The organism is Streptomyces sp. DH41 (genome assembly GCF_029813785.1).
GTDB lineage: Bacteria > Actinomycetota > Actinomycetes > Streptomycetales > Streptomycetaceae > Streptomyces.
The window spans coordinates 1-19704 of sequence record NZ_JARVKY010000006.1; the positions used below are offsets into that span (position 1 = coordinate 1).

A 19704-nucleotide genomic window follows, 5' to 3' on the forward strand; every position below is an offset into this window, starting at 1 on the left:
GCGGGTGCCCCATCGCTGCGCGATGGGCAAGCGAACACCCGCGCTGCGCGCGGGTGTTGCGCTCCCGCTCCGCGTGAGCGCTGGCGGGACGCTGCGCGTCCCGCTCACCAACCCGGCTGCGCCGGGTTGGTGACGCCCCGTCCGCTGCGCTCCCGGGGCTGGGTGGCTTCCGTTGCGCTCCAGCCACCTAGTGGCGCTACGCGCCACAAAGGCCGGGCCCGCTGCGCGCGGGCCGGCCAACGGGCCTGCGGCCCGTGCGTCTACGGGGTTCGGGCTCGTGTGATCCGGGACGGGCTGTCAGCAGACCACCTGCTCCGCCCCGTGGCGGGCACCATCGGGCCCGGCTGACCCGCGGGAAGGGTGACGGGACCTCAGGCGTAAGCGTGACCGCGGGTACTCGGCAGCTTGTGCGGGGCAGCGTGGTGCACGGGCCGGCCTGTCGCGGGAACGGCGAGGCGCCGCAGGGCAAGGGTCGCGGTGACGAGCAGTACGGTGAAGACAGCCAGGAGGAGGACAGACACCCACATTTGGCAGCTCCCCGGGGGCCTGCCAGCCGGTCCAGGCCGCGGACCCTGCCCACAAGAGGATGGCCGCAGCGTAGAAGGAGCGGATACGGCGCAGTTGCCGCACGGCCCGCAGGAACTGGATACGTCCGGTCCTCGGTGCCATGCGGCACCGTGTACCCCGATGAGCGATGCTCATCGGGGTCGGGCGAGATCCTTTGAGGGTGCTCTGTCGAGGGGGCCCGCGATGCTGCATCTCGATGTGATGCAGCATGTAGCATTGGCGGATAGTGGGGACACCCGGTAGCAGGGTTGGAGACTTCACGGCAAAGGACGAGATGCTGCTGGCCACGTTCACCCGCGGAAGGACTCGCCCTGCACACGCACATCGACCCCGACGGCACACCGAAACCGGCGATCCTCGCCGCGCTGGACGACCGACTCGGCCGCGTCTTCACTGGACCTTGCCGACACGCCCAGCTCGGTCAGAGATCCGCAAGACGGCACCCCGGGACACAGGGCCAGCAGGCCCAGCGCTGCTCAGAGCCGGGGACCAGAAACAGGCACTGAAAACGCATGCCGCGTAAGCACTGCTAACAAAAGTGAGGGCTGGAGACCTGGTCAGCGGTCGGTGTCATGCACGAGGCCGCCGGGGCAGCGGGACGCGGTCAACCCCGTAATCGCACGCGGCAAACCCGGCGACGTCGACGATCGCCCCCGGGATACTGGTCGCCCATGGATGAGGTCGAAGTCGTCGTCGCCCATTCCGAGCGCGCCACTCTGCGCGTCGGCGACGTGTTCCTGAAGGTGGACACCGATCAGGCGCGCCTCGACATCGAGGTCGAAGCGATGTCCCTGGCACCGGTCCCGACCCCGGAGGTCCTGTGGCACAAGCCACCCGTGCTCGCGACCGCCGCACTCCCGGGGACGACGCTTGGGCGCCTCGGCGGGCAGGCAACCGGATCGCCGGCAGCGTGGGCCGCGGCGGGCGCCGCCATCCGGAAGCTGCACGACGCGCCGCTGCCGTCCTGGGCGGGCCGGGCCGGCCGGAGCACCGACGCGCTGGCGGCGGAACTCGACGACGAGTGCGAGTCGCTCGTGACGAACGGCGTCCTGCCCGCGGACCTGGTCACCCGCAACCGCCAGGTCGCCGAGGCCGCGCTGCGGCCGTGGACTCCCGCGTTCACGCACGGCGACCTGCAGATCGCGCACGTTTTCGTCGACGGCGACGAGGTCACCGGCATCATCGACTGGTCCGAGGCGGGACAGGGTGATGCCCTGTACGACCTCGCCACCTTCACACTCGGACACGAGGAACACCTCCACGACGTCATCGCCGGCTACGGCACCGACATCGACCTCGACGTGCTCCACGCGTGGTCGTCGTTGCGAAGCCTGCTGGCAGTCCGCTCGCTGATCGAGCACGGCTTCGATCCGTTCGCCCCGGGCTGTGAGGTCGACGTACTGAGATCCCGGATGTGAGACCGCGCGAGCCCGGTACTGCTGCGAATGCGTTCACACGCACCGAGCAGACCATCCCCTGGACGATCGCCTGCTCATCCACTCAACACAGTGAGATGCACAGTCATTGCCAGCGGACGACAGCCCAGCAAGGAAGACGACCGCGTGAGAGATGTCGTCGCGGATCTCCCAACAGATATGCAGACGGCGGAACCGGTACAGCAACGCGTTCACTCCATCCACGACCCAGCGGTACACCCCCAGACCGAAGCCGTGCCCGCTGCCGCACCGGACGATGTGCGACCTGATCTGGAACCGGCGGACCTTGTCCTGGTAAGCCTCGTGGTCATAGCCGCCGTCGGCGTACACGAGCTCGGACCGGCGGCCGGTCCGCCCCTCATCGCACGGACGTGGCTGGAGTCGACTGCGCGGGAGAGGTCCAACAGGACCGCGGCCCGCAGCACGGAGAACAGCAACTCGTGCAGACGCTGCCAGACCCCGGCCTCGTTCCAGTCCCGCAGCCGTCGCCAGCCAGTCATCCTCGAGCCGAAGCACAGCTCCTGGGGCAGAAACTCCCAGCGGACCCCGGTGCAGAAAACGAACAGGAGCCCGCACAGCACCCTGCGACCATCCAGACGCTTACGACCAGAACGCCGCAGCTCAGCGAGACAACCGGTATCAGCCGGTCAACGCACGCCCAACTCGTCGTCGATCTCCCACGGCCTGGCACTGGACTCCCTCACCTCCGCCGGCATCGCCGCAGCCCTCATCAGCTACCGCCGGCTCACCACCTGACTCAGGCTGTCAGGCGCCCGAGCCGGCGCGCGCGAAGAGGCAGAACGGGTGGCCCGCCGGGTCGCACAGGACGCGTACATCATCCTGAGGCTGGGAGTCCGTCATCGCCGCCCCCAGGGCAAGAGCACGCTCGACGGCTGATGGCAGATCGCTCACCTCGATGTCCAGATGCATCTGGATCTGCTGCTCGGACCATGCGGAAGGCCACTGCGGGCGAGTGAAGAGCGGCTCCGTAACGCGGTTGGGTCTGCATACAGTGCTGTTGCCCTGTGTAGCTGTTGCAAGGCCAGCCCCCGCTCTCTCGGCCGTTGCCGATACCTTGCGTGCCCGGACTACGACACCTCGTTCCGCCACACATCACCAAAGGAAACGACACACCCCAACGAACCCCGCAAGCACGCGGGTCGTGAGGTACGCGCCGCCGGTCGGCCGATCGCCCACGTCGCGAAAGACCTGGGCATCCACAAGGAGGCCGTGCGCGGCCGGGTCCGTGTTTTTTGCCCAGGAGATCGACCGTCCCCGGTCGAGGACGAAAAGGTGATCGACAACCTGCGTGACAGAGGTCGGGGTCGATCCCGTCTGCCGGGTTCTCAAGCTGTCGCCGTCGACGTACTTCGCCCGCAAGAATCGGCCCGAGCCCGTCCGCCGGATCACCCGCGCACTCCGTCGCGAAGGCCACGAGGTGGCCCGCTGCACCGTCGAGCGGCTGATGGCCGAGTGGGCCTCGAGGGCGTCATCCGCAGCCGGCGCCGCCGCACTACGGTCCCGGAGCCGTCGGCGCCGAGGCCGCCGGACCTGGTCGACCGCGACTTCGCTGCCTCCCGGCCCGACCAGCTGTGGGTGGCGGATACGGCGTACGTCCGCACCTGATCGGGCTGGGCATACGGGTGCTCCCGGTCACCTGGTACAACGAAGAACGCCTCCGCTCCGTACGTCCACCGAGTACGAGGGGCCTTCTGGCGGAATCGCAGCGACTCAGCGACCATGTACGGCGTCGAGTGCTTCGGTGAAGTAGACGGCGAGCGGCCGGTCGGCGCCGGCTCGGGTCCAGGCCTCTCCGGCGACGTCGAGACACGTGATCGCACTCGCCACGACGGCCGCGGCACGCAGGTCGGCCGTTTCCTCGGGCGGACCAAGACGTCGGCGCACCTCGGGGACGAGGTCGGACTGCCAGCGCAGGTGCTTCTCGATGCTGCGGGCTCGCAGGGACGGGCTGCCGTACATCATCCGTGCGACCGCGAGCGTGCGCTCCTCGTCCGCCTCCGCGTCTCCGACGGCCAGGATCGCGGAGCGCAGCGCTGTCCAGAGATCCTCGTCATCGGGATGCTTCGCGAGTTCGGCACTCACCCGCGTGCCTTCATCGGCGAGGCCGCCGAGGACGATGTCCTCCTTCGTTCCGAAGTAGCGGAAGAACGAGCGCCGGGACACGCCCGCCACCGCGACGATCTCGTCAATCGTGGTCTGCTCGAACCCCTTCCGGAGGAACAGGTCCATGGCGACCCGGATGATCTCCGCCTGGACGGAACGACGGGTCCGGTCCCACAGCCGCTCCACCGAACCCGCGCTCTCCGTCATGCGACCAGCATAACCACGCGTCACCACGGCCTTTCGGTGGTCATCGGCGCTGCGCCATGGCGCGGGTCATCATCCGCCCGATGGTTCGTGTCATCCGATGGCGGCCGAGCAGACGCGAGACACCAGCGGCGGCCCGGTTCCCGCCACCGACGATGACGCTCGGCTTCGGATCGCGGCGGTCGAGTGCGCCCAGCGCGGTCCGGACGACCGCCGACGCCGTCATCCGCCGGGTGTTGCCGCTCGCGCTCTCCCCGGCAACGTCGAAGAACTCCGTCTGCGTCGCCCCTGGCGAGACGGCGAAGACCTTCACCCCCGAGCCCAGCTCCTCGTACCAGAGCGCCTCGGTGAAGCTGAGCACGAACGCCTTGGACGCGCCGTAGACGGCCATGGTGGGGCTCGCGTTGTACGCGGCCATGCTCGCGATGTTGATCAGGAAGCCCTCTCCCCGCTCGCGAAGGCGTGGGAGGAAGGCATGACTGATCTCCACGACCCCGAGGACATCGAGCGCGATCTCGGCCTTGAGCCGATCGAGCTGCTCGCCGCGGAAGAACCCATGGTTGGCGAAACCCGCGTTGTTGACCACTCCGGCGACATCGATCCCGAGCCGGTCGGTCTCGGCGCGCAGCGCTTGTCCCGCCCCCGGTTCCGTCAGATCCATCGGCAGGGCCGTGGCGCGAGCACCGTGGCCGGACAGTTCCGAGGCCAGCGCCTCAAGACGCTCGGCTCGGCGGGCGACGAGCACGGTGTCATGGCCACGCGCCGCGAGCTGTCGGGCGAACTCCGCACCGATGCCCGCACTCGCCCCGGTCACGACTACCGCTCCAGAGGTGTTCATGGCTTTCCCGCCTTCTTCTGTAAGTGCGTTGGACCTGGACCGGCCTGAACGCTCCTGTGACTCGCCGAGCGGCCCCGAGGTCCGCGACCTTCACCGACACCGTATGCCAACCTGGCACCAAGTGCCAGAATGGCATACGGTACACCTCACGGTCGGAGCATCGCTCCGTCGTCCCAAGGAGGAAGCGGCAATGACCGAAGCGACTTACCCGCCCGGGCCCCGGCGGAGAGGCAGGGGCCGTCAGGCCCGGTTACCGATCACGTCGGTAGTGGTTGCGTGGACCCTGGCGATGTTCACACCCACATTGACGTTCGCCGCACCAGTCGCTGCCAAGGTGGCTGGCGCTTCGCCGACGGGCGGGACGGCGGTGCGTTCGTGCGAGAGCATGATCGACTTGCGTCTGCCCGGCAGGACGGTCGAGAGCGCCACTTCGGTCGGTGCCACGGAAGAGCTTCCGGCCTACTGCGACGTTCAGCTCACGGTGACCGACCCCGCGTCGGACGAGTCGTTCCGGGTCGGAGTGTTCCTCCCCTCCGCGACATGGAACGGCCGGTTCGTCGGTACCGGCGGCGGCGGCTTCGTGGGCGGGGGGCCGGACGAGCCGTGCGGCCGGTACGACCCGTGCTCCCTGGCGGACGGCTACGCCACGGCGAACACCGACGCCGGAGTACCGACGACGAACAACCAGGGGGAGTTCGCACTCAACCCCGACAACACCCTCAACAAGCCCGTTGTCGATATCTGGAATCACCTGTCCATCCATCAGACGGCTGTCAGCGCCAAGAAGGTGATCACCGCCTACTACGGCAAGGGCCCCGCCTATTCCTACTTCTACGGCGGCTCGGCCGGTGGTCGCCAGGCCATGATGGAGGCGCAGCGCTACCCGCACGACTATGACGGTCTCGCCGTGTTCTGGCCGGCACTGAACTTGTCGCGCTTGCTTCCCGCCTCGCTCTGGCCACAGGTCGTGATGAACGTGGCCGGGCACTTCATCCCGCAATCGACATTCGAGGCGGTGAACGACAGGGCGATCGCCCGATGTGACGGACGTGACGGCGTCCACGACCGTATCGTCTCCGACTGGCGCGCCTGCGGCTTTGATGCCCGCACCCTGATCGGCGATGTACTCACCGCGCGGGAAGCCGACATCATCGACAAGATATGGAAGGGCCCGCGCGGCACCGACGGCAGGTTCCTCTGGTACGGCCCGCCTCCCGGCACTCCGCTCGGCCGAATGGCGGGCACCGTGACCGACGAGGACGGGACCACCTCTCCGCAGCCGCGAACAGACGCCCTGACATGGGTCACGCACTGGGTTCTCCAGGACCCGGACTTCGACTGGCGCACCCTCACCTACGAGAAGTTCGCCGACGTCTTCGAGAGGTCGGTCGCGAAATGGGAGCGGACGGTCGACGCGGCGGACCCCGACCTTTCCGCCTTCCGCGCAGCCGGGGGCAGAATGGTCATCACGCACGGCACCTTCGACGGCTCCATCCCCGTGCAGGGGACCGTCGATTACTACAACAGGGTCGCGGACAGGATGGGCGGCATCCGTGAGGTCCAGGACTTCGCGCGGCTCTTCCTGGCTCCTGGCGGCGGACACGAGACTCTCATCAGGTCGCACCCTCACCCCGGTTTGATGCCCGCCGGGTACTACGGCGGACTTCCGAGCCCCGGCAGTGCGCTGGAGGCGGTCGTGAACTGGGTCGAGAAGAAGAGGAAGCCCATGACACTGCTCGGCGTCGGCGAGGGATCGACCGGAGAGACCGGCATGAAAAGGCCGCTGTGCGTGTACCCCCTTGCCGCACGCTACAAGGGCCATGGCAACACGAACGACGCGGACAACTTCCGCTGCGCCGCGAGGTGAGACCCCACTCAGGCAGAACTCGTTGAGCCCGGCCGGTGACGTTTCCTGACCCTGCGGGAAAGGGCCAAGGGGGGTCGGCCTCCTCGGAGGCCGACCCCTCGGACGTGCACGCCTGCTCGCGAATTCCCGCTCCCCACCTGCCGTTCGCCGCTCGCCGCGGCCAGGTGGGCGGCACATCACCGGGGCCGTAGGAGGGGTCGAGCTCCGGGCAGTCGACTCCGCTGCGCGAGACCCTGGACCGCAGAGCCGGCCTCAGCCTGCCGCACGTTCGGCGAGCGGGCGGCGCCGCAGCGCGGTCTCGGTCAGCGAGCGCGGTGGGAACGAGGCGGCGGGGTTGTAGAGATTCGTCCCGGGCGGCACGATCGCGTCGATCCGGTCGAGGGTCGCGTCGTCCAGGGTGAGTGCGGCGCCCTTGAGCAGGTCTTCCAGCTGCTGCACGGTGCGCGGTCCGATGATGGCCGAGGTGACGGCAGGGTGGGCCACGGTGAAGGCCACAGCGAGCTGGGGCAGGGTGCAGCCGATGCTTTCCGCGAGCGCGACGAGCTGTTCCACGGCGTCGAACTTGGCCGCGTTCGCGGCAAGCGCGGGGTCGAAGTTCGCCGGCCGGAACGCGGCGCGGCCGGTCGCCAGGTCCGCGGGCTTGTCCTTGCGGTGCTTGCCGGTGAGGAACCCGAAGGCCAGGGGGCTCCAGACCAGTACACCCATGCCGTAACGCTCGCAGACCGGCAGGAGCGAGGACTCGATGCAGCGGGCCAGGATCGAGTAGGGCGGCTGGTCGGTGCGGAACCGTCCCAGGCCGCGGCGCTCGGAGACGTGGTGGGCCTCGACGATCTCCTCGGCCTGGTAGTTCGAGCAGCCGAACGAGCGGACCTTCCCCTGGCGCACGAGGTCGTCGAGGACGGAGAGGGTCTCCTCGATGTCGGTGGTGTGGTCGGGGAAATGGATCTGGTAGAGGTCGATCCAGTCGGTGTTCAGGCGCCGGAGGCTGTCCTCGACCGCCTTGAGTATCCAACGCCGGGAGTTGCCACCACGGTTGGGGCCCTCGCCCATCGGGAAGTGAACCTTGGTGGCGAGTACGACATCGTCACGGCGCCCTCGCAGCGCCTTGCCCACGATCTCCTCGGACTCACCCCGGCCGTACATGTCGGCGGTGTCGACGAAGTTGATGCCCTGGTCGAGGGCGGTGTGGATGATACGGACGCAGTCGTCGTGGTCGGAGTTGAACCCGTCCTGGAACATCATGGTGCCGAGGCAGTGGACACTGACCTCGATGCCGGTCCTGCCGAGGGTGCGATAGCGCATGGTGGTGCTCTCCCTTACCCAACGATCACGCGGGGCGACGGAAGCGTCGGCCGCACGCAGCACCCTAGGAACTAGAGTCCTCTCTAGATCAACCCCGTTACCCTGGGCAGCATGGTCGAGGTCATTGCAAGCCTGAGCATCGGGCAGGTCGCCGAACGCACCGGCTTGAGCGTGCACGCGCTGCGCTTCTACGAGCAGGAGGGCCTCTTCCTCAACGCCGTGCGCCGCGGGCCTGGCGGGCGCCGCGTCTACCACCAGGACGACGTGGACTGGCTGACCGTCTGCATCATTCTCCGCGCCTCCGGCATGCCCCTGACCGTGCTTCGCCGCTACACGGACCTCGTCAGAGAAGGCGCCGGCAACGCGGAGGAACGGCTCGCGCTCATGCGTGAGCACCAGAAGCGGGTCACCGCCCAGATCGACAGGCTCACCGAGTCCTTGGACCTGATCAGCTTCAAGGTCGGGGTGTACGAGGACCTTGTCGGCCAAGGCGACGCCGCCGAGCAATGCCACGGTCCGTCCCGCGCCTGACGAAGTACGCACGCCGGGCCTTCGTCCGGGCTCGCCGCCCAGAATCCCTCTCCTCGCGGCCATGCCCAGTTCCGTCGACATGCTCCGCCCCGCGGTGCCCGGTGAACGGGCCCGCCTCACCGAGCCATTGAGGGAGCTCGCCGGGGCCGGGGCGGCCGGTGTGCGCGGGCGGTGCGCGTCCTACCCGTCCTGCGCCGTGGGCGGCTTGGTGTGGAGGACGTCGCGGGCCTGTTCCGCGGCGCGGGCGAGGCTCTCGGAGACGAAGTCGAGAAAGCGGGCGATGTTCTCCAGGCGTGCGCCGGCGGGGGTGCCGGAGCCCAGGACGCCGACGCCCTGCCGGGCCATCTCGACGAGTTGGGCGGTGGAGCGGGCGCTGGCCATCATCGACTGGTACCAGACGTCGTCGTCGACGACGTAGCGCTCGCGGCGGCGGTCGTCGCGCTCCCGGCGGACGAGGCCCTGGCTCTCCAGGTACGTCACCGCCTTGGAGACGGACGCCGGGCTGACCTGGAGGCGCTGGACGAGTTCGGAGGCGGTGAGGCTGCCCGAGTCCGTGAGGGAGAGGCAGGCCATGACCCGGGACATCATCTTGGGCAGTCCCGAGGCCATGAGGACGGTCGTGAACATCTCCTCGTACTCGCGTACCGCCTCGGCATCGCGTCCGTGGGCCTGCGGGAGTGTCTTCGGGTCCCGGAGGGCCGCCTGCCTGCGGCGGTGGGCGCGGTGTTCGGTGGCGCGGTGGGCGAGGTCGGCGCGGTAGGCGGTGGGGCCGCCGTTGCGCATCACCTCACGCGTGATGGTCGAGGTCGGACGGTCCAGGCGTCGGGCGATCTCCGCATAGGCGAGGCCGTCGGCCAGTCCCAGCGCGATCTGCTGACGTTCCTGCTGGGTGAGCCTGCCTCCCGGCATCGCGGCCTCCTTCGTGTGCTGTGGTGCCCTCACTATAGCGTTCACTTTCATTTCATTGCAATGAAGCGAGGCCGGGTCGTTGCGTTATCGTTTAGATCGTTGCAACGAATTGATGCCTTTGACCTGCTAAAACTCGATCAGAACGCAATAGTGGTGTTGCCTCTATCGTGAACGCAACGTAGCGTTCAGGTCATCAGAAACAGAGCGACGAAGGAGAGCACCATGCCGCAGTTCGACACCCCCACCCAGGTCTCGGCCGTCATCGACGTCCCCGCCGGACACATCCGGTTCATCGCCGCCGACCGGACCGACACCACCGTCGAGATCCTGCCCGCCGACCCCTCCAAGAGCCGCGACGTGAAGGCTGCCGAGCAGGTCACCGTCGCCTACGACGGCGGCGTCCTGCGGATCGAGGCCACCGCACCGGCGAAGAACCGGGTCCTCGGTTCCTCCTCCGGAGCCGTCGAGGTGACGGTCCAGCTGCCCGCCGGCTCCAACGTCGAGGGCAAGACGGCCGCCGCCGAGATCCGGGGCGTCGGCCGGCTCGGCGACGTCACCTTCGACAACGCCCAGGGCTCGGTCAAGCTCGACGAGGCCGCGAGCGCCCGGCTGACCGTCCTGGCCGGAGACGTCTCACTCGGCCGCCTGGGCGGCCCCGCCCAGATCAGCACGCAGAAGGGCGACATCCGCATCGCCGAAGCCATGCGCGGCACGGTCACGCTCCGCACCGAGCAGGGCGAGATCTCCGTCACCGCCGCCCGCGGGGTCTCCGCGGCCCTCGACGCCGGCACCCCCTACGGCCGGATCAGCAACACACTGCGCAACACCGACGGCGCCGACGCCGGACTGACCATCCACGCGACCACCTCCTACGGCGACATCAGCGCCCGCAGCCTCTAAGGAGCACTCCTCATGACCAACCCGGCCATCGCCGCTCACGCACTGCGCAAGTCGTACGGCGACAAGACCGTCCTCGACGGCATCGACCTGACGGTCGCCGAGGGAAGCGTCTTCGCGCTGCTCGGCCCGAACGGTGCCGGCAAGACCACCGCCGTGAAGATCCTGTCCACCCTCATCACCGCCGACGGCGGACAGGCCCAGGTCGCCGGCCACGACCTCACCACCGCCCCCCAGGCCGTACGCGCCGCGATCGGGGTCACCGGACAGTTCTCCGCCGTCGACGGACTGATCACCGGCGAGGAGAACATGCTCCTCATGGCCGACCTCCACCACCTGCCCAAGCAGGAGGGACAGCGGGTCACCGCCGAACTGCTGGAGCGCTTCGACCTGGTGGAGGCCGCGAAGAAGCCCGCCTCGACCTACTCCGGCGGCATGAAGCGCCGCCTCGACATCGCCATGACCCTGGTCGGCAGCCCCCGCATCATCTTCCTCGACGAACCCACCACCGGCCTCGACCCACGCTCCCGCCACAACATGTGGCAGATCATCCGCGAACTCGTCTCCGACGGCGTCACCGTCTTCCTCACCACCCAGTACCTCGAAGAAGCCGACGAACTCGCCGACCGCATCGCCGTTCTCAACGACGGCCGGATCGCCGCCGAGGGAACCGCCGACGAGCTCAAGCGCCTCATCCCCGGCGGCCACGTCCGGCTCCGCTTCACCGACCCCGCCGCCTACCGGTCCGCCGCCACCGCGCTGGGCGAAGTCACCCGGGACGACGACGCACTCGCCCTGCAGATCCCCAGCGACGGCAGCCAGCGCGACCTGCGCTCCGTCCTCGACCGGCTGGACTCCGCAGGCATCGAGGCCGACGAACTCACCGTGCACACCCCCGACCTCGACGACGTCTTCTTCGCCCTCACCGGCAACACCGGCGTCCCCGCCCAGCCCGACCAGCCCAAGGAGACCGTCCGATGAGCAACCTCGCCCTCGCCGTACGCGACTCGACCACGATGCTGCGCCGCAACCTCCTGCACGCCCGCCGCTACCCGTCGATGACTCTGAACCTGCTGCTCACGCCGGTCATGCTGCTCCTGCTCTTCGTCTACATCTTCGGCGACGCGATGAGTGCCGGCATCGGCGGCGGCGACCGCTCCGACTACATCGCCTACATCGTGCCGGGCCTGCTGCTGATGACCATCGGCAGCACGACCATCGGCACCGCCGTGTCCGTCTCCAACGACATGACCGAGGGCATCATCGCCCGCTTCCGCACCATGGCCATCCACCGCGGATCCGTACTCGTCGGACACGTCATCGGCAGTGTGCTCCAGGCCGTCGTCAGCGTGGTCCTCGTCGGCGCGATCGCCCTGGCCATGGGTTTCCGGTCCACCGACGCCACGGCTCTGGAGTGGCTGGCGGCCTTCGGACTGGTCGCGTTCTTCACCCTGGCCCTCACCTGGATCGCGGTCGGCATGGGCATGGGCAGTCCCAACGCCGAGGCCGCCAGCAACAGCGCCATGCCGCTGATCCTGCTGCCCCTCATCTCCAGCGCCTTCGTCCCCATCGACTCGATGCCGGGCTGGTTCCAGCCCATCGCCGAGTACCAGCCCTTCACACCCGCCATCGAAACCCTGCGCGGACTCCTCCTCGGCACCGAGATCGGCCACAACTGGTGGCTCGCACTCGCCTGGTGCCTGGGCCTGACCGTCCTCGGCTACCGCTGGTCCCAGGCACAGTTCAACCGCGACCCCAAGTAAGCGGCATGCGCACCCGCACCACGCCCGGCCGTCCACCACCACCGAGCTCCACACCCCGAAGGCCCGTCACGTCACCTCCCCCGGTGACAGCGACGGGCCTTCGTCGTCGTACGGCCCCCACCCCAGGCCGCCACGCGGCGGCCACGAACCCTTCGGTTCAGCGGTGCGGGCGCTTCTTCAGAGCACGCGCACGCGTGCGCACACGCTGCTTGTCCTCGGCGCGGGCACGCGCGTCCTGACGCAACTCCAGCATCCGCTGCTCACGGCGCAGCTTGTGCCAGCTGCCCAGACGGCCCTCGTCCAGCGCGCCGTCGCCGACCGCGGCGCTCACCGCACACCCCGGCTCGTCGCCGTGCGTACAGTCCCGGAAACGGCACCCTCCGGTCAGTTCCTCGATGTCGCTGAACGCCCGGTCGATACCCTCCCCGGCATCCCACACCGCCAGGCCGCGCATGCCGGGGGTGTCGATGAGCAGGCCGCCGCCGGGCAGCGTCACCAACTCCCGGTGCGTGGTCGTGTGACGGCCCTTGAAGTCACCCCGCACCTCCTGGGTGGTGAGCTGTTCCATGCCGCTGAGCCGGTTGACGAGCGTGGACTTGCCGACACCCGAGAGCCCGACCAGGGCCACGGTCCGGCCGAAAGCGGCGTACTGCTCAAGGGCGTCCAGGCCGTCGCCGGTGTGCGAGGACACCGTGTGCACCGGAGTGCCCGGGGCGATGCCCTCGATCTCCTCGGCCGCCGCCCCGGGGTCGGAATGCAGATCGGCCTTGCTGAGAACGACGACGGGCTGGGCACCGCTCTGCCAGGCCACCGCGAGATAGCGTTCCACACGGCGCAACCGCTGGTCCCCGGTGAGGGCCACCACCACGAAGACGGTGTCGACGTTGGCGGCCACGATCTGCGCCTCGGTCCTGGCGCCCGCGCTGCCCCGGACGAAGGCCGAATGCCGGGGCAGGACGTCCTCCACCCGGTCCCCGGCGACGGCGACCCAGTCCCCGGTGGCGAGTCCGGGACCGCCCAGACGCGGCTCTTCGGGGCGGAACACCCGGGCCGCGGGCGTGGCGCGCACCGTGCCGTCGGCGAGCAGCACCGTGCACGCGCCACGGTCGACCTGACCCACACGACCGGGACACGCCCCCGCGAAGACCTCCTCGTACCGGCCCTCGTCCCAGGCGGCGGCCAGCTCCGGCCGCCAGCCCAGAACGTCCAGCCCGGCCGGCTCCACGCCGCTCACCTGGCAGCCTCCTCACCGGCAGCGGCGGTCCCGGAAGCGGCCGCACCGGGGGCAGGCTTGCCCTCGCAGCCGCAGCCTCCCCGCTTGACGGTCAGGCGGCGGCGCGGGGCCGCGGGTGCCGGGGCGGCCCCCTCCGAGCCGGTGGCGTCGGCGCCGCTGGTACCGGAACCGCTGGTACCAAAGCCGCTGTTCGCGCGGTTCTCGCTCATGTTCCCGCTTTCGTGTCGGGCCGGGTGCCCACCCGGCTGCGAACAAAGGTGATCTGCGTGGTGATCGACTCGGCGCCGAGGCCGGTGTGGGCCGTGTTGTGCCCCATCGCGCGGAAGCGGACCTCCAGGTCCGCGCCGCGCCGCCGGAGCGCGGAGACGTAGTTCTCGACCTGCCGGGGCGGGCAACGCGGGTCGTGGTGGCCGGCGAGGACGAGCACAGGGGCGCGGACCGCGTCCACGTAGGTGAGCGGTGAGGCGGCGGCGTACGTGTCGGGAACCTCGGCGGGGCTGCCGCCGAGCATGGCGCGGTCGACCCAGCGCAGTCCCTCGAACTCCTCCTCGTAGGCGGCCACGTAGTCACCGATCGGGTTCTCCGCGACGCCGCAGGACCACAGGGCGGGCTGGGTTCCCAGGCCCAGCAGGACCAGGTACCCGCCCCAGGAGCCGCCGGTCAGTACGCAGCGGCCGGGGTCGACGAGCGCGTCGGCGACCAGCCTGGCGCGCACGGCCGCCACGTCGGCGAGCTCGGTGTGGCCGACGGCGGCACGGTGGGCGAGGCGCCAGGCGCGGCCGTTGTCGCCGGAGCCGCGGTAGTTCACTCGTACGACGGTGAATCCGGCGTCGTTCCAGGCGGCGGCGGCCGGCAGGTAGGCGTCTCCGTCGGCGGCGTGCGGTCCGCCGTGGAGGAGGAAGACGGCGGGGTGCGCGGTGCCGTCCGGGCGGCGCTCGCCCTGCCCGGTGGGGAAACTGAGATAGGCGGGGACAAGGCCGCCCTCACCGGGGGTGAGGATCTCACGCACCGGCGAGGCCGGGTGGAACGTCCGCGGCACGCTGAGCGGTTCGGCGCCGCGCTCGTCGTACAGCACGGGGGCCGTGGCGGCCGAGGAGAACGTGTACCAGTGGCCGCCGTCCGGGCGGGGGACGACCTCGTGGACGGTGCCGGGCGGAGTGGGCAGCGCGGTGGTGCGGCCGTCGGCGAGGGTGTGCCGCAGCAGCTCGCTCCGGCCCCGGTGGCGGTGGTGGAGGAGCAGGGCGTGGCCGTCCGGGTAGAAGCGGGCGCGTACCTCGCCGGGCAGGCCGGTGTCGATCTCGGTGACCTCGTCGGTGTGCGGGTCCCACAGCAGGGGGGCGCGCAGGCCGTGGCGTTCGTGGGTGGCGAGGACCTCGTGGCCGCCGGGGCGGAAGGGTGAACCGAAGGGCTGTACCTCGATGCCGCTCGCGGGCCAGTCGGCGAGGTCGGCGACGGTGGCGCCGTCGAGGGTGATGACGCGCAGGGCGGGCCGCTGGGGGTCGCCGCGTTCGGCGTGGACGTACAGGACGAGCGTCTCGTCGTCGCTGATGCCGCCGACGTAGAGCGGGTTGCGGCTCCGTCGCAGCGTGTCGACCTCCGAGGTGCCAGGCCGCATGGCGTACAGCCCGTAGCCGCCGTCGGGTTCGCCGACGCCGGCCACGGCCAGGCCGGAGCGGCCGAGGGCGAGTCCCTCGGCGGAGCCGCCGGGCATGCCGGGCAGTGCGGGGACGGCGGGGCCGCCGCGCAGCGGGGAGCGGACCCAGTGGCCGCACTCGGTCCCCTCGTCGTCCCGGTACCACCACAGTCCGCGGCCGCGGGGGTCGACCAGGCCGGTCTCCACCCCGTGGGGGGCGTCGGTGAGCTGACGGAACGCTCCGGTGGCGAGGTCCCACAGGAAGAACTGCGCCGTGCCGCCGGCGTTTCCGCGGACCGCGCACAGCCGGGGCCGCTCGCGGCCCCAGACCGGAAGGCCCACCGAGGGCACCGCGCAGCGGTCCTCCGGGCTCGACTCCGCTTCGAGTGCCGCGCTGTACAAAGTCACCACGCCATTGTGTGGAAAGAGGATCGAGTCCGGGAAGAGCATCGGCTGAGTACGCCTGGAGGGGGAGTCGAGCGACCGGGACAGGCGCCGCTCCCCGGTGAGCGCGTGCCGGATTCCGCTGCTTCTTTCCGCGATCGCCTCGCCGAACCCGGAGGGTGTTCCGTGGGTGAATCAGCAACGCGTTCTCAGCCGACCGAGGAGATCCTCGACTATGTCGTCGTGGGCGGTGGCCCGGCAGGGCTGCAGCTCGCCTATTTTCTCCACCGCCAGGGACGTTCCTACCGGCTGCTGGAGGCCGGAGACGACGTCGGCACGTTCTTCACACGGTATCCGCGGCACCGGCGGCTGATCTCCAACAACAAGGTGCACACCGGTTTCGACGATCCCGAGATGCGGCTGCGCTGGGACTGGAACTCGCTGCTGAGTGACGACCCGGAGCTGGTCTTCACGCGGTACTCGCCGGACTATTTCCCGAAGGCCGACGACCTGGTGCGCTATCTGCGGGACTTCCGCGTACGCCATGGTCTCGCCGTCACGTCCGGGGCCCGGGTCGAGCGGATCACGCGCGGCGTGGACGCGTCCGGGCAGAGCCTGTTCAGCCTGGTGGACGGGCACGGGAGGCGCTGGCGGGCGCGCCGGGTGGTGGTGGCGACCGGGTTCGCCAAGCCGTTCACTCCGCCGGACGTGCCGGGCATCGAGCACGCCGAGCAGTACGCCGACGTCTCGTCCGACCCGGCGGACTTCACCGGGCAGCGGGTGCTCGTCGTGGGCAAGGGGAATTCGGGGTTCGAGACGGCGGAGAACATCTTCCAGCACACGGCCTCGACCCACATGCTCAGTCCCAGTCCGGTGCGGCTGGCGTGGACGACCCACCATGTGAGCGATGTCCGGGCGGTCTACGTCAACACGTTGGACTCCTACCAGCTGAAAATGCAGAACACCATTCTGGACGGGTCGCTGGAATCCATCGAGAAGCTGTCCGACGGGCGGCTCAGGGTCGATTTCCGGTACAACCACGCGCACGGTCAGCAGTGGTCGCTCGATGTGGACCGGGTGGTCCTGTGCACGGGTTTCCGGCCGGACTTCTCCGTGTTCGGGCAGGGGGCCGTTCCGGAGACCGTGTACGGCGGGCGTTTCCCCGCACTCACCAGTTCGTGGGAGTCGGTCAACGTTCCGGACCTGTTCTTCGCGGGCACGCTGATGCAGGGCCGTGACTTCAAGCGGTCGTTCTCGGGCTTCATCCACGGTTTCCGCTACAACATCCGGTTCCTGGCCGGCCTCTTCGCCGAGCGCTACCACGGCGAGGCGGCGGCGTGGCAGGAGCTGGAACGCACTCCGGACGCCCTCGTCGAGCGGATCGCGTGGCGCGCGACGACGGCCTCCTCGGCCTTCCAGATGCCGGGCTTCCTCGGTGACGTCTACGTGCTCGACGGCCCTGAGGGCACGGCGGCGACGCGCACGGAAGTGCCGGTGGAGTTCGCCCTCGACTCCCCCGAACTGGCCGGCCGGCCGGTGCTGCTGACGACGCTGGAGTACGGAAAGCTGCCGCCGGGCGCCGACCCCTTCCACGTGGAGCGCGACCCCGCCGACGGTTCGACGAGCCAGTTCATCCACCCGGTGCTGCGCCTCTACCGCGACGGCGAGCTGCTGGACACCCACCACATTCCGGAGGACCTGGAGAACGAGTGGGACAAGGAGATGTACCTCAAGCCGGCCCGTGAGGCGGTCGGCCGGATGCTGGACCTCCTGCGCTGACGGCCAGGAGCACCGGAAGAAGTAGTAGAAGAAGGAGGAGAAGACCGTGCAGTCCGTGATCGACCACGGCAGGTCCGTGGCGCTGGCCGTCGACGCCGATGTCGCCGGGGAGGTGCGGGACCGGGGTTATGTGACGGTGGCCGGCGGAGCGTTCCGCACCGCCGCGTGGGCGCCTGAGCTGGACCGGCTGCGAGCCGCGTACGACCATCTGGAGCCCGACGCCTACCTCGCGGACGGCGGTGCGTACCGGCTGCGCCGGCACGTCCGCTACCGCTACCGGGCCGCACGCCAGACGCTGTTGCCCTCGGTGCCGGGAGCGTACCTGCAGAGCGCGGAGGTCAACCCGTTCGCGGGCGGCGTTGCGCGGTACTTCGCCCCGGTCTCGCCACAGGTGCGGGACAACCCGTTCCTGCACGCGCTGCTGCTGCGCAGCGTGCGGGAGTTCGCCCAGGGGCTGGAGCCGTGCGACTGGGAGGTGGACGTCCATCTCGTGCGCGTCCGCGCGCAGGCCGACGAGGAGGGCCTGCCCTCGCCGGAGGGGGTGCACCGGGACGGCTTCGAGTTCATCTCGCTGCACCTGATGGGCCGCGCCGGGGTTCTGGGCGGGCGGAGCATCATCTGCGCCGCCGACGGCGCGCCGCTGGAGCGGCCGTTGCTTGCCGAGCCGATGGACTCGTTGTACGCCGACGACCGCCGGATCCTGCACGGCACCGAGCCGGTGCGGCTGGATCCGGCGGCGGGCCTCGCCGAGGGTCACCGGGACATGCTGCTGACGAGCTACCGGCGGGCGGTCTGAGCGGCGGGCACCGGCTCCGGGGTCAGGACCTGTACGGGTTCCGGCTCCGGGGCCCCGGCATGTGCGGGGACCGGCTGCGGGGTCCTGGCACCTGCGGGGACCGGCTCCAGGGCATCGGCACGTCCCGGGGCCGGCTGCGGGCCGGACGGCGTGGCGGTCCCGGCCGGGTCGGTGCCCCGGCCCCGGATCCACTCGTACACCGGGGTCGCCGCCACCGTGGTGATGACGGTCATCAGTGCGAGCACCGTGTACAGCTCGACGGTGATCAGGCCCGCGTCGCGGCCGATTCCCAGGAGGATCAGCTCCATCAGGCCGCGCGCGTTCATCAGGGCGCCCAGTGAGGCGGCGTCGCGCCAGCTGCTGCCCGCGCTTCGTGAGGCGAGGGCGCAGGCGCCGCCCTTGACCGCGAACGCCACGACGAGGACCACCAGCAGCGTGCCCAGGACGGCGGGCTCGAAGACGACGTCCAGCCGGGTGTTGAGACCGGAGTAGACGAAGAACAGCGGTACCAGGACGTAGTTGGTGACGGGCTCGATACGGCGCCCGATCTCGTCGGCGAACGCGCCGCGCGGCATGCAGGCTCCCAGCAGGAACGCGCCGAACACCGAGTAGACGCCCACCCATTCGGTGAAGGTCGCGCAGACCAGCAGGACGACGACCATCGCGCCGAGCGCTTCGGGGCGCACCCCGGCCGGGCCCGTCCCCCAGCGGACGAATCGCTCGCCGGCGATCCGCCTGACGCAGAGCAGCAGGACGACGTACGCGGCGCTTCCTCCCAGGGCCAGCAGGGCGACGCCCGGGTCGCCCTGGACGGCGGCGACCACCACGGCGAGCAGGATCCAGGCGGCGGCGTCGTCGACCGCGGCGCAGGCCAGGGCGAGGGTGCCGACCTTGGTGCGGGTCAGGCCGCGCTCGTTGATGATGCGGGCCAGCATCGGGAAGGCGGTGATGGCACAGGACGCGCCGAGGAACACGGCGGCCTGCCAGCCGGCGACGTCCTCGGCGAACCACAGGTCGCCGCCGGCCAGGTACCAGCCGAGCAGGCCGCCGACGAGGAGCGGTGCGGCGACGCCGACCATCGAGGCGGCGGCGGACTGCCGGACGTGGTTCGCCAGGATCGAGTGGTCGAACCTCATCCCGACGATGAACATGTAGAAGACCAGGCCGAGCTGGCCGGCGACGAAGAGGGTGGCCAGCGCGGGGTGCTGGATGTCCACATCGGTTCCCGGCACGGTGACGGCCTGCGGGAAGAGGTCGTCGAACAGGGCGGGGAAGACGTGGCCCAGCAGGGTGGGTCCGAGCAGGAAGCCCGCCACCATGTCGGCGACGACCTGCGGCTGGCCCAGGCGGCGCAGCAGCACTCCCAGGAGTCGGCAGGCGGCCAGGACGACGGCCAGTTGGACGAAGAACAGCATGACCAGTTCGTTGTTGCTGGGCATC

At 70.0% G+C, this 19704-nt stretch carries 18 protein-coding genes and 1 pseudogene; 9 read left to right on the forward strand and 10 right to left on the reverse strand.

Annotated features, from left to right (window positions below):
- The first annotated feature begins 1238 nt into the window (after nt 1–1238).
- Nucleotides 1239–1985 (forward strand): phosphotransferase family protein, encoded by a 747-nt coding sequence (locus tag QC283_RS12285; protein ID WP_279561489.1) that lies wholly within the window; start codon nt 1239–1241, stop codon nt 1983–1985.
- A 33-nt stretch (nt 1986–2018) separates the two neighbouring features.
- On the opposite strand, the pseudogene QC283_RS39560 reads toward QC283_RS12285, so the two are convergent.
- A pseudogene (locus QC283_RS39560) lies at nt 2019–2719 on the reverse strand (transposase).
- Between the two features lie 49 nt (nt 2720–2768).
- A complete protein-coding gene (locus QC283_RS12290; RefSeq protein WP_279561490.1) occupies nt 2769–3113 on the reverse strand; it encodes a VOC family protein in 345 nt (114 codons plus the stop codon).
- 199 nt (nt 3114–3312) lie between these two features.
- On the opposite strand from QC283_RS12290, the gene QC283_RS39565 reads away from it, so the two are divergent.
- Nucleotides 3313–3774 carry an IS3 family transposase gene (locus QC283_RS39565; RefSeq protein ID WP_383529353.1) on the forward strand — a complete coding sequence of 154 codons (462 nt, stop codon included), beginning with the start codon at nt 3313–3315 and terminating at the stop codon, nt 3772–3774.
- On the opposite strand, the gene QC283_RS12295 is transcribed toward QC283_RS39565, so the two are convergent.
- Nucleotides 3735–4334 (reverse strand): TetR/AcrR family transcriptional regulator, encoded by a 600-nt coding sequence (locus tag QC283_RS12295; protein WP_279561491.1) that lies wholly within the window; start codon nt 4332–4334, stop codon nt 3735–3737. The two genes, QC283_RS39565 and QC283_RS12295, sit on opposite strands and share 40 nt — an antisense overlap.
- Before the next feature lie 40 nt (nt 4335–4374).
- Nucleotides 4375–5169, reverse strand: a complete 795-nt coding sequence (locus QC283_RS12300; RefSeq protein WP_279561492.1) for an SDR family NAD(P)-dependent oxidoreductase — start codon at nt 5167–5169, stop codon at nt 4375–4377.
- A 190-nt stretch (nt 5170–5359) separates the two neighbouring features.
- Between QC283_RS12300 and QC283_RS12305 the strand changes: the two genes are divergently transcribed.
- Entirely contained in the window at nt 5360–7036 is a 1677-nt protein-coding gene (locus QC283_RS12305) for a tannase/feruloyl esterase family alpha/beta hydrolase (protein ID WP_279561493.1), read from the forward strand.
- 252 nt (nt 7037–7288) lie between these two features.
- Here the strand turns inward: QC283_RS12305 and QC283_RS12310 are convergent, their stop codons facing one another.
- Nucleotides 7289–8338 (reverse strand): aldo/keto reductase, encoded by a 1050-nt coding sequence (locus QC283_RS12310; RefSeq protein ID WP_279561494.1) that lies wholly within the window; start codon nt 8336–8338, stop codon nt 7289–7291.
- Nucleotides 8339–8449: 111 nt separating this feature from the next.
- Here QC283_RS12310 and QC283_RS12315 point away from each other — a divergent pair, with 111 nt between their 5' ends.
- Complete coding sequence (locus tag QC283_RS12315; protein ID WP_279561495.1) at nt 8450–8869, forward strand: MerR family transcriptional regulator; 420 nt, start codon at nt 8450–8452, stop codon at nt 8867–8869.
- Between the two features lie 180 nt (nt 8870–9049).
- On the opposite strand, the gene QC283_RS12320 is transcribed toward QC283_RS12315, so the two are convergent.
- Nucleotides 9050–9778, reverse strand: a complete 729-nt coding sequence (locus tag QC283_RS12320) for a GbsR/MarR family transcriptional regulator (RefSeq protein WP_279561496.1) — start codon at nt 9776–9778, stop codon at nt 9050–9052.
- A 222-nt stretch (nt 9779–10000) separates the two neighbouring features.
- Here QC283_RS12320 and QC283_RS12325 point away from each other — a divergent pair, with 222 nt between their 5' ends.
- The 3 genes from QC283_RS12325 to QC283_RS12335 are packed head-to-tail and all read left to right on the forward strand — an operon-like array spanning nt 10001 to nt 12438.
- A complete protein-coding gene (locus tag QC283_RS12325) occupies nt 10001–10678 on the forward strand; it encodes a DUF4097 family beta strand repeat-containing protein (RefSeq protein ID WP_279561497.1) in 678 nt (225 codons plus the stop codon).
- 12 nt (nt 10679–10690) lie between these two features.
- Nucleotides 10691–11656 carry an ATP-binding cassette domain-containing protein gene (locus tag QC283_RS12330; RefSeq protein ID WP_279561498.1) on the forward strand — a complete coding sequence of 322 codons (966 nt, stop codon included), beginning with the start codon at nt 10691–10693 and terminating at the stop codon, nt 11654–11656.
- The gene (locus tag QC283_RS12335; RefSeq protein WP_279561499.1) at nt 11653–12438 is read left to right on the forward strand and encodes an ABC transporter permease; all 786 of its coding nucleotides are present in this window, start codon (nt 11653–11655) and stop codon (nt 12436–12438) included. The genes QC283_RS12330 and QC283_RS12335 overlap by 4 nt, the downstream gene beginning before the upstream one ends.
- Nucleotides 12439–12595: 157 nt before the next feature.
- On the opposite strand, the gene rsgA is transcribed toward QC283_RS12335, so the two are convergent.
- From rsgA to QC283_RS12350, 3 genes are read right to left on the reverse strand one after another with little or no spacing between them, the layout of a single operon-like run.
- Nucleotides 12596–13672 carry a ribosome small subunit-dependent GTPase A gene (gene rsgA, locus QC283_RS12340; RefSeq protein ID WP_279561500.1) on the reverse strand — a complete coding sequence of 359 codons (1077 nt, stop codon included), beginning with the start codon at nt 13670–13672 and terminating at the stop codon, nt 12596–12598.
- On the reverse strand, nt 13669–13881 hold the full coding sequence (locus tag QC283_RS12345) for a hypothetical protein (RefSeq protein WP_279561501.1): 213 nt from the start codon (nt 13879–13881) through the stop codon (nt 13669–13671). Before QC283_RS12345 ends, rsgA begins: the two co-directional genes overlap by 4 nt.
- On the reverse strand, nt 13878–15713 hold the full coding sequence (locus tag QC283_RS12350; RefSeq protein ID WP_279561502.1) for a S9 family peptidase: 1836 nt from the start codon (nt 15711–15713) through the stop codon (nt 13878–13880). Before QC283_RS12350 ends, QC283_RS12345 begins: the two co-directional genes overlap by 4 nt.
- A gap of 162 nt (nt 15714–15875) precedes the next feature.
- On the opposite strand from QC283_RS12350, the gene QC283_RS12355 reads away from it, so the two are divergent.
- Together QC283_RS12355 and QC283_RS12360 are read left to right on the forward strand one after the other, a co-directional pair.
- Nucleotides 15876–17468: an NAD(P)-binding domain-containing protein gene (locus tag QC283_RS12355; RefSeq protein ID WP_279561503.1), complete on the forward strand. Its 1593-nt coding sequence runs from the start codon at nt 15876–15878 to the stop codon at nt 17466–17468.
- Between the two features lie 46 nt (nt 17469–17514).
- Nucleotides 17515–18264 carry a 2OG-Fe dioxygenase family protein gene (locus tag QC283_RS12360; RefSeq protein ID WP_279561504.1) on the forward strand — a complete coding sequence of 250 codons (750 nt, stop codon included), beginning with the start codon at nt 17515–17517 and terminating at the stop codon, nt 18262–18264.
- On the opposite strand, the gene QC283_RS12365 is transcribed toward QC283_RS12360, so the two are convergent.
- Nucleotides 18246–19703 carry a cation:proton antiporter domain-containing protein gene (locus QC283_RS12365; RefSeq protein WP_279561505.1) on the reverse strand — a complete coding sequence of 486 codons (1458 nt, stop codon included), beginning with the start codon at nt 19701–19703 and terminating at the stop codon, nt 18246–18248. The two genes, QC283_RS12360 and QC283_RS12365, sit on opposite strands and share 19 nt — an antisense overlap.
- Nucleotide 19704 lies beyond the last annotated feature (1 nt).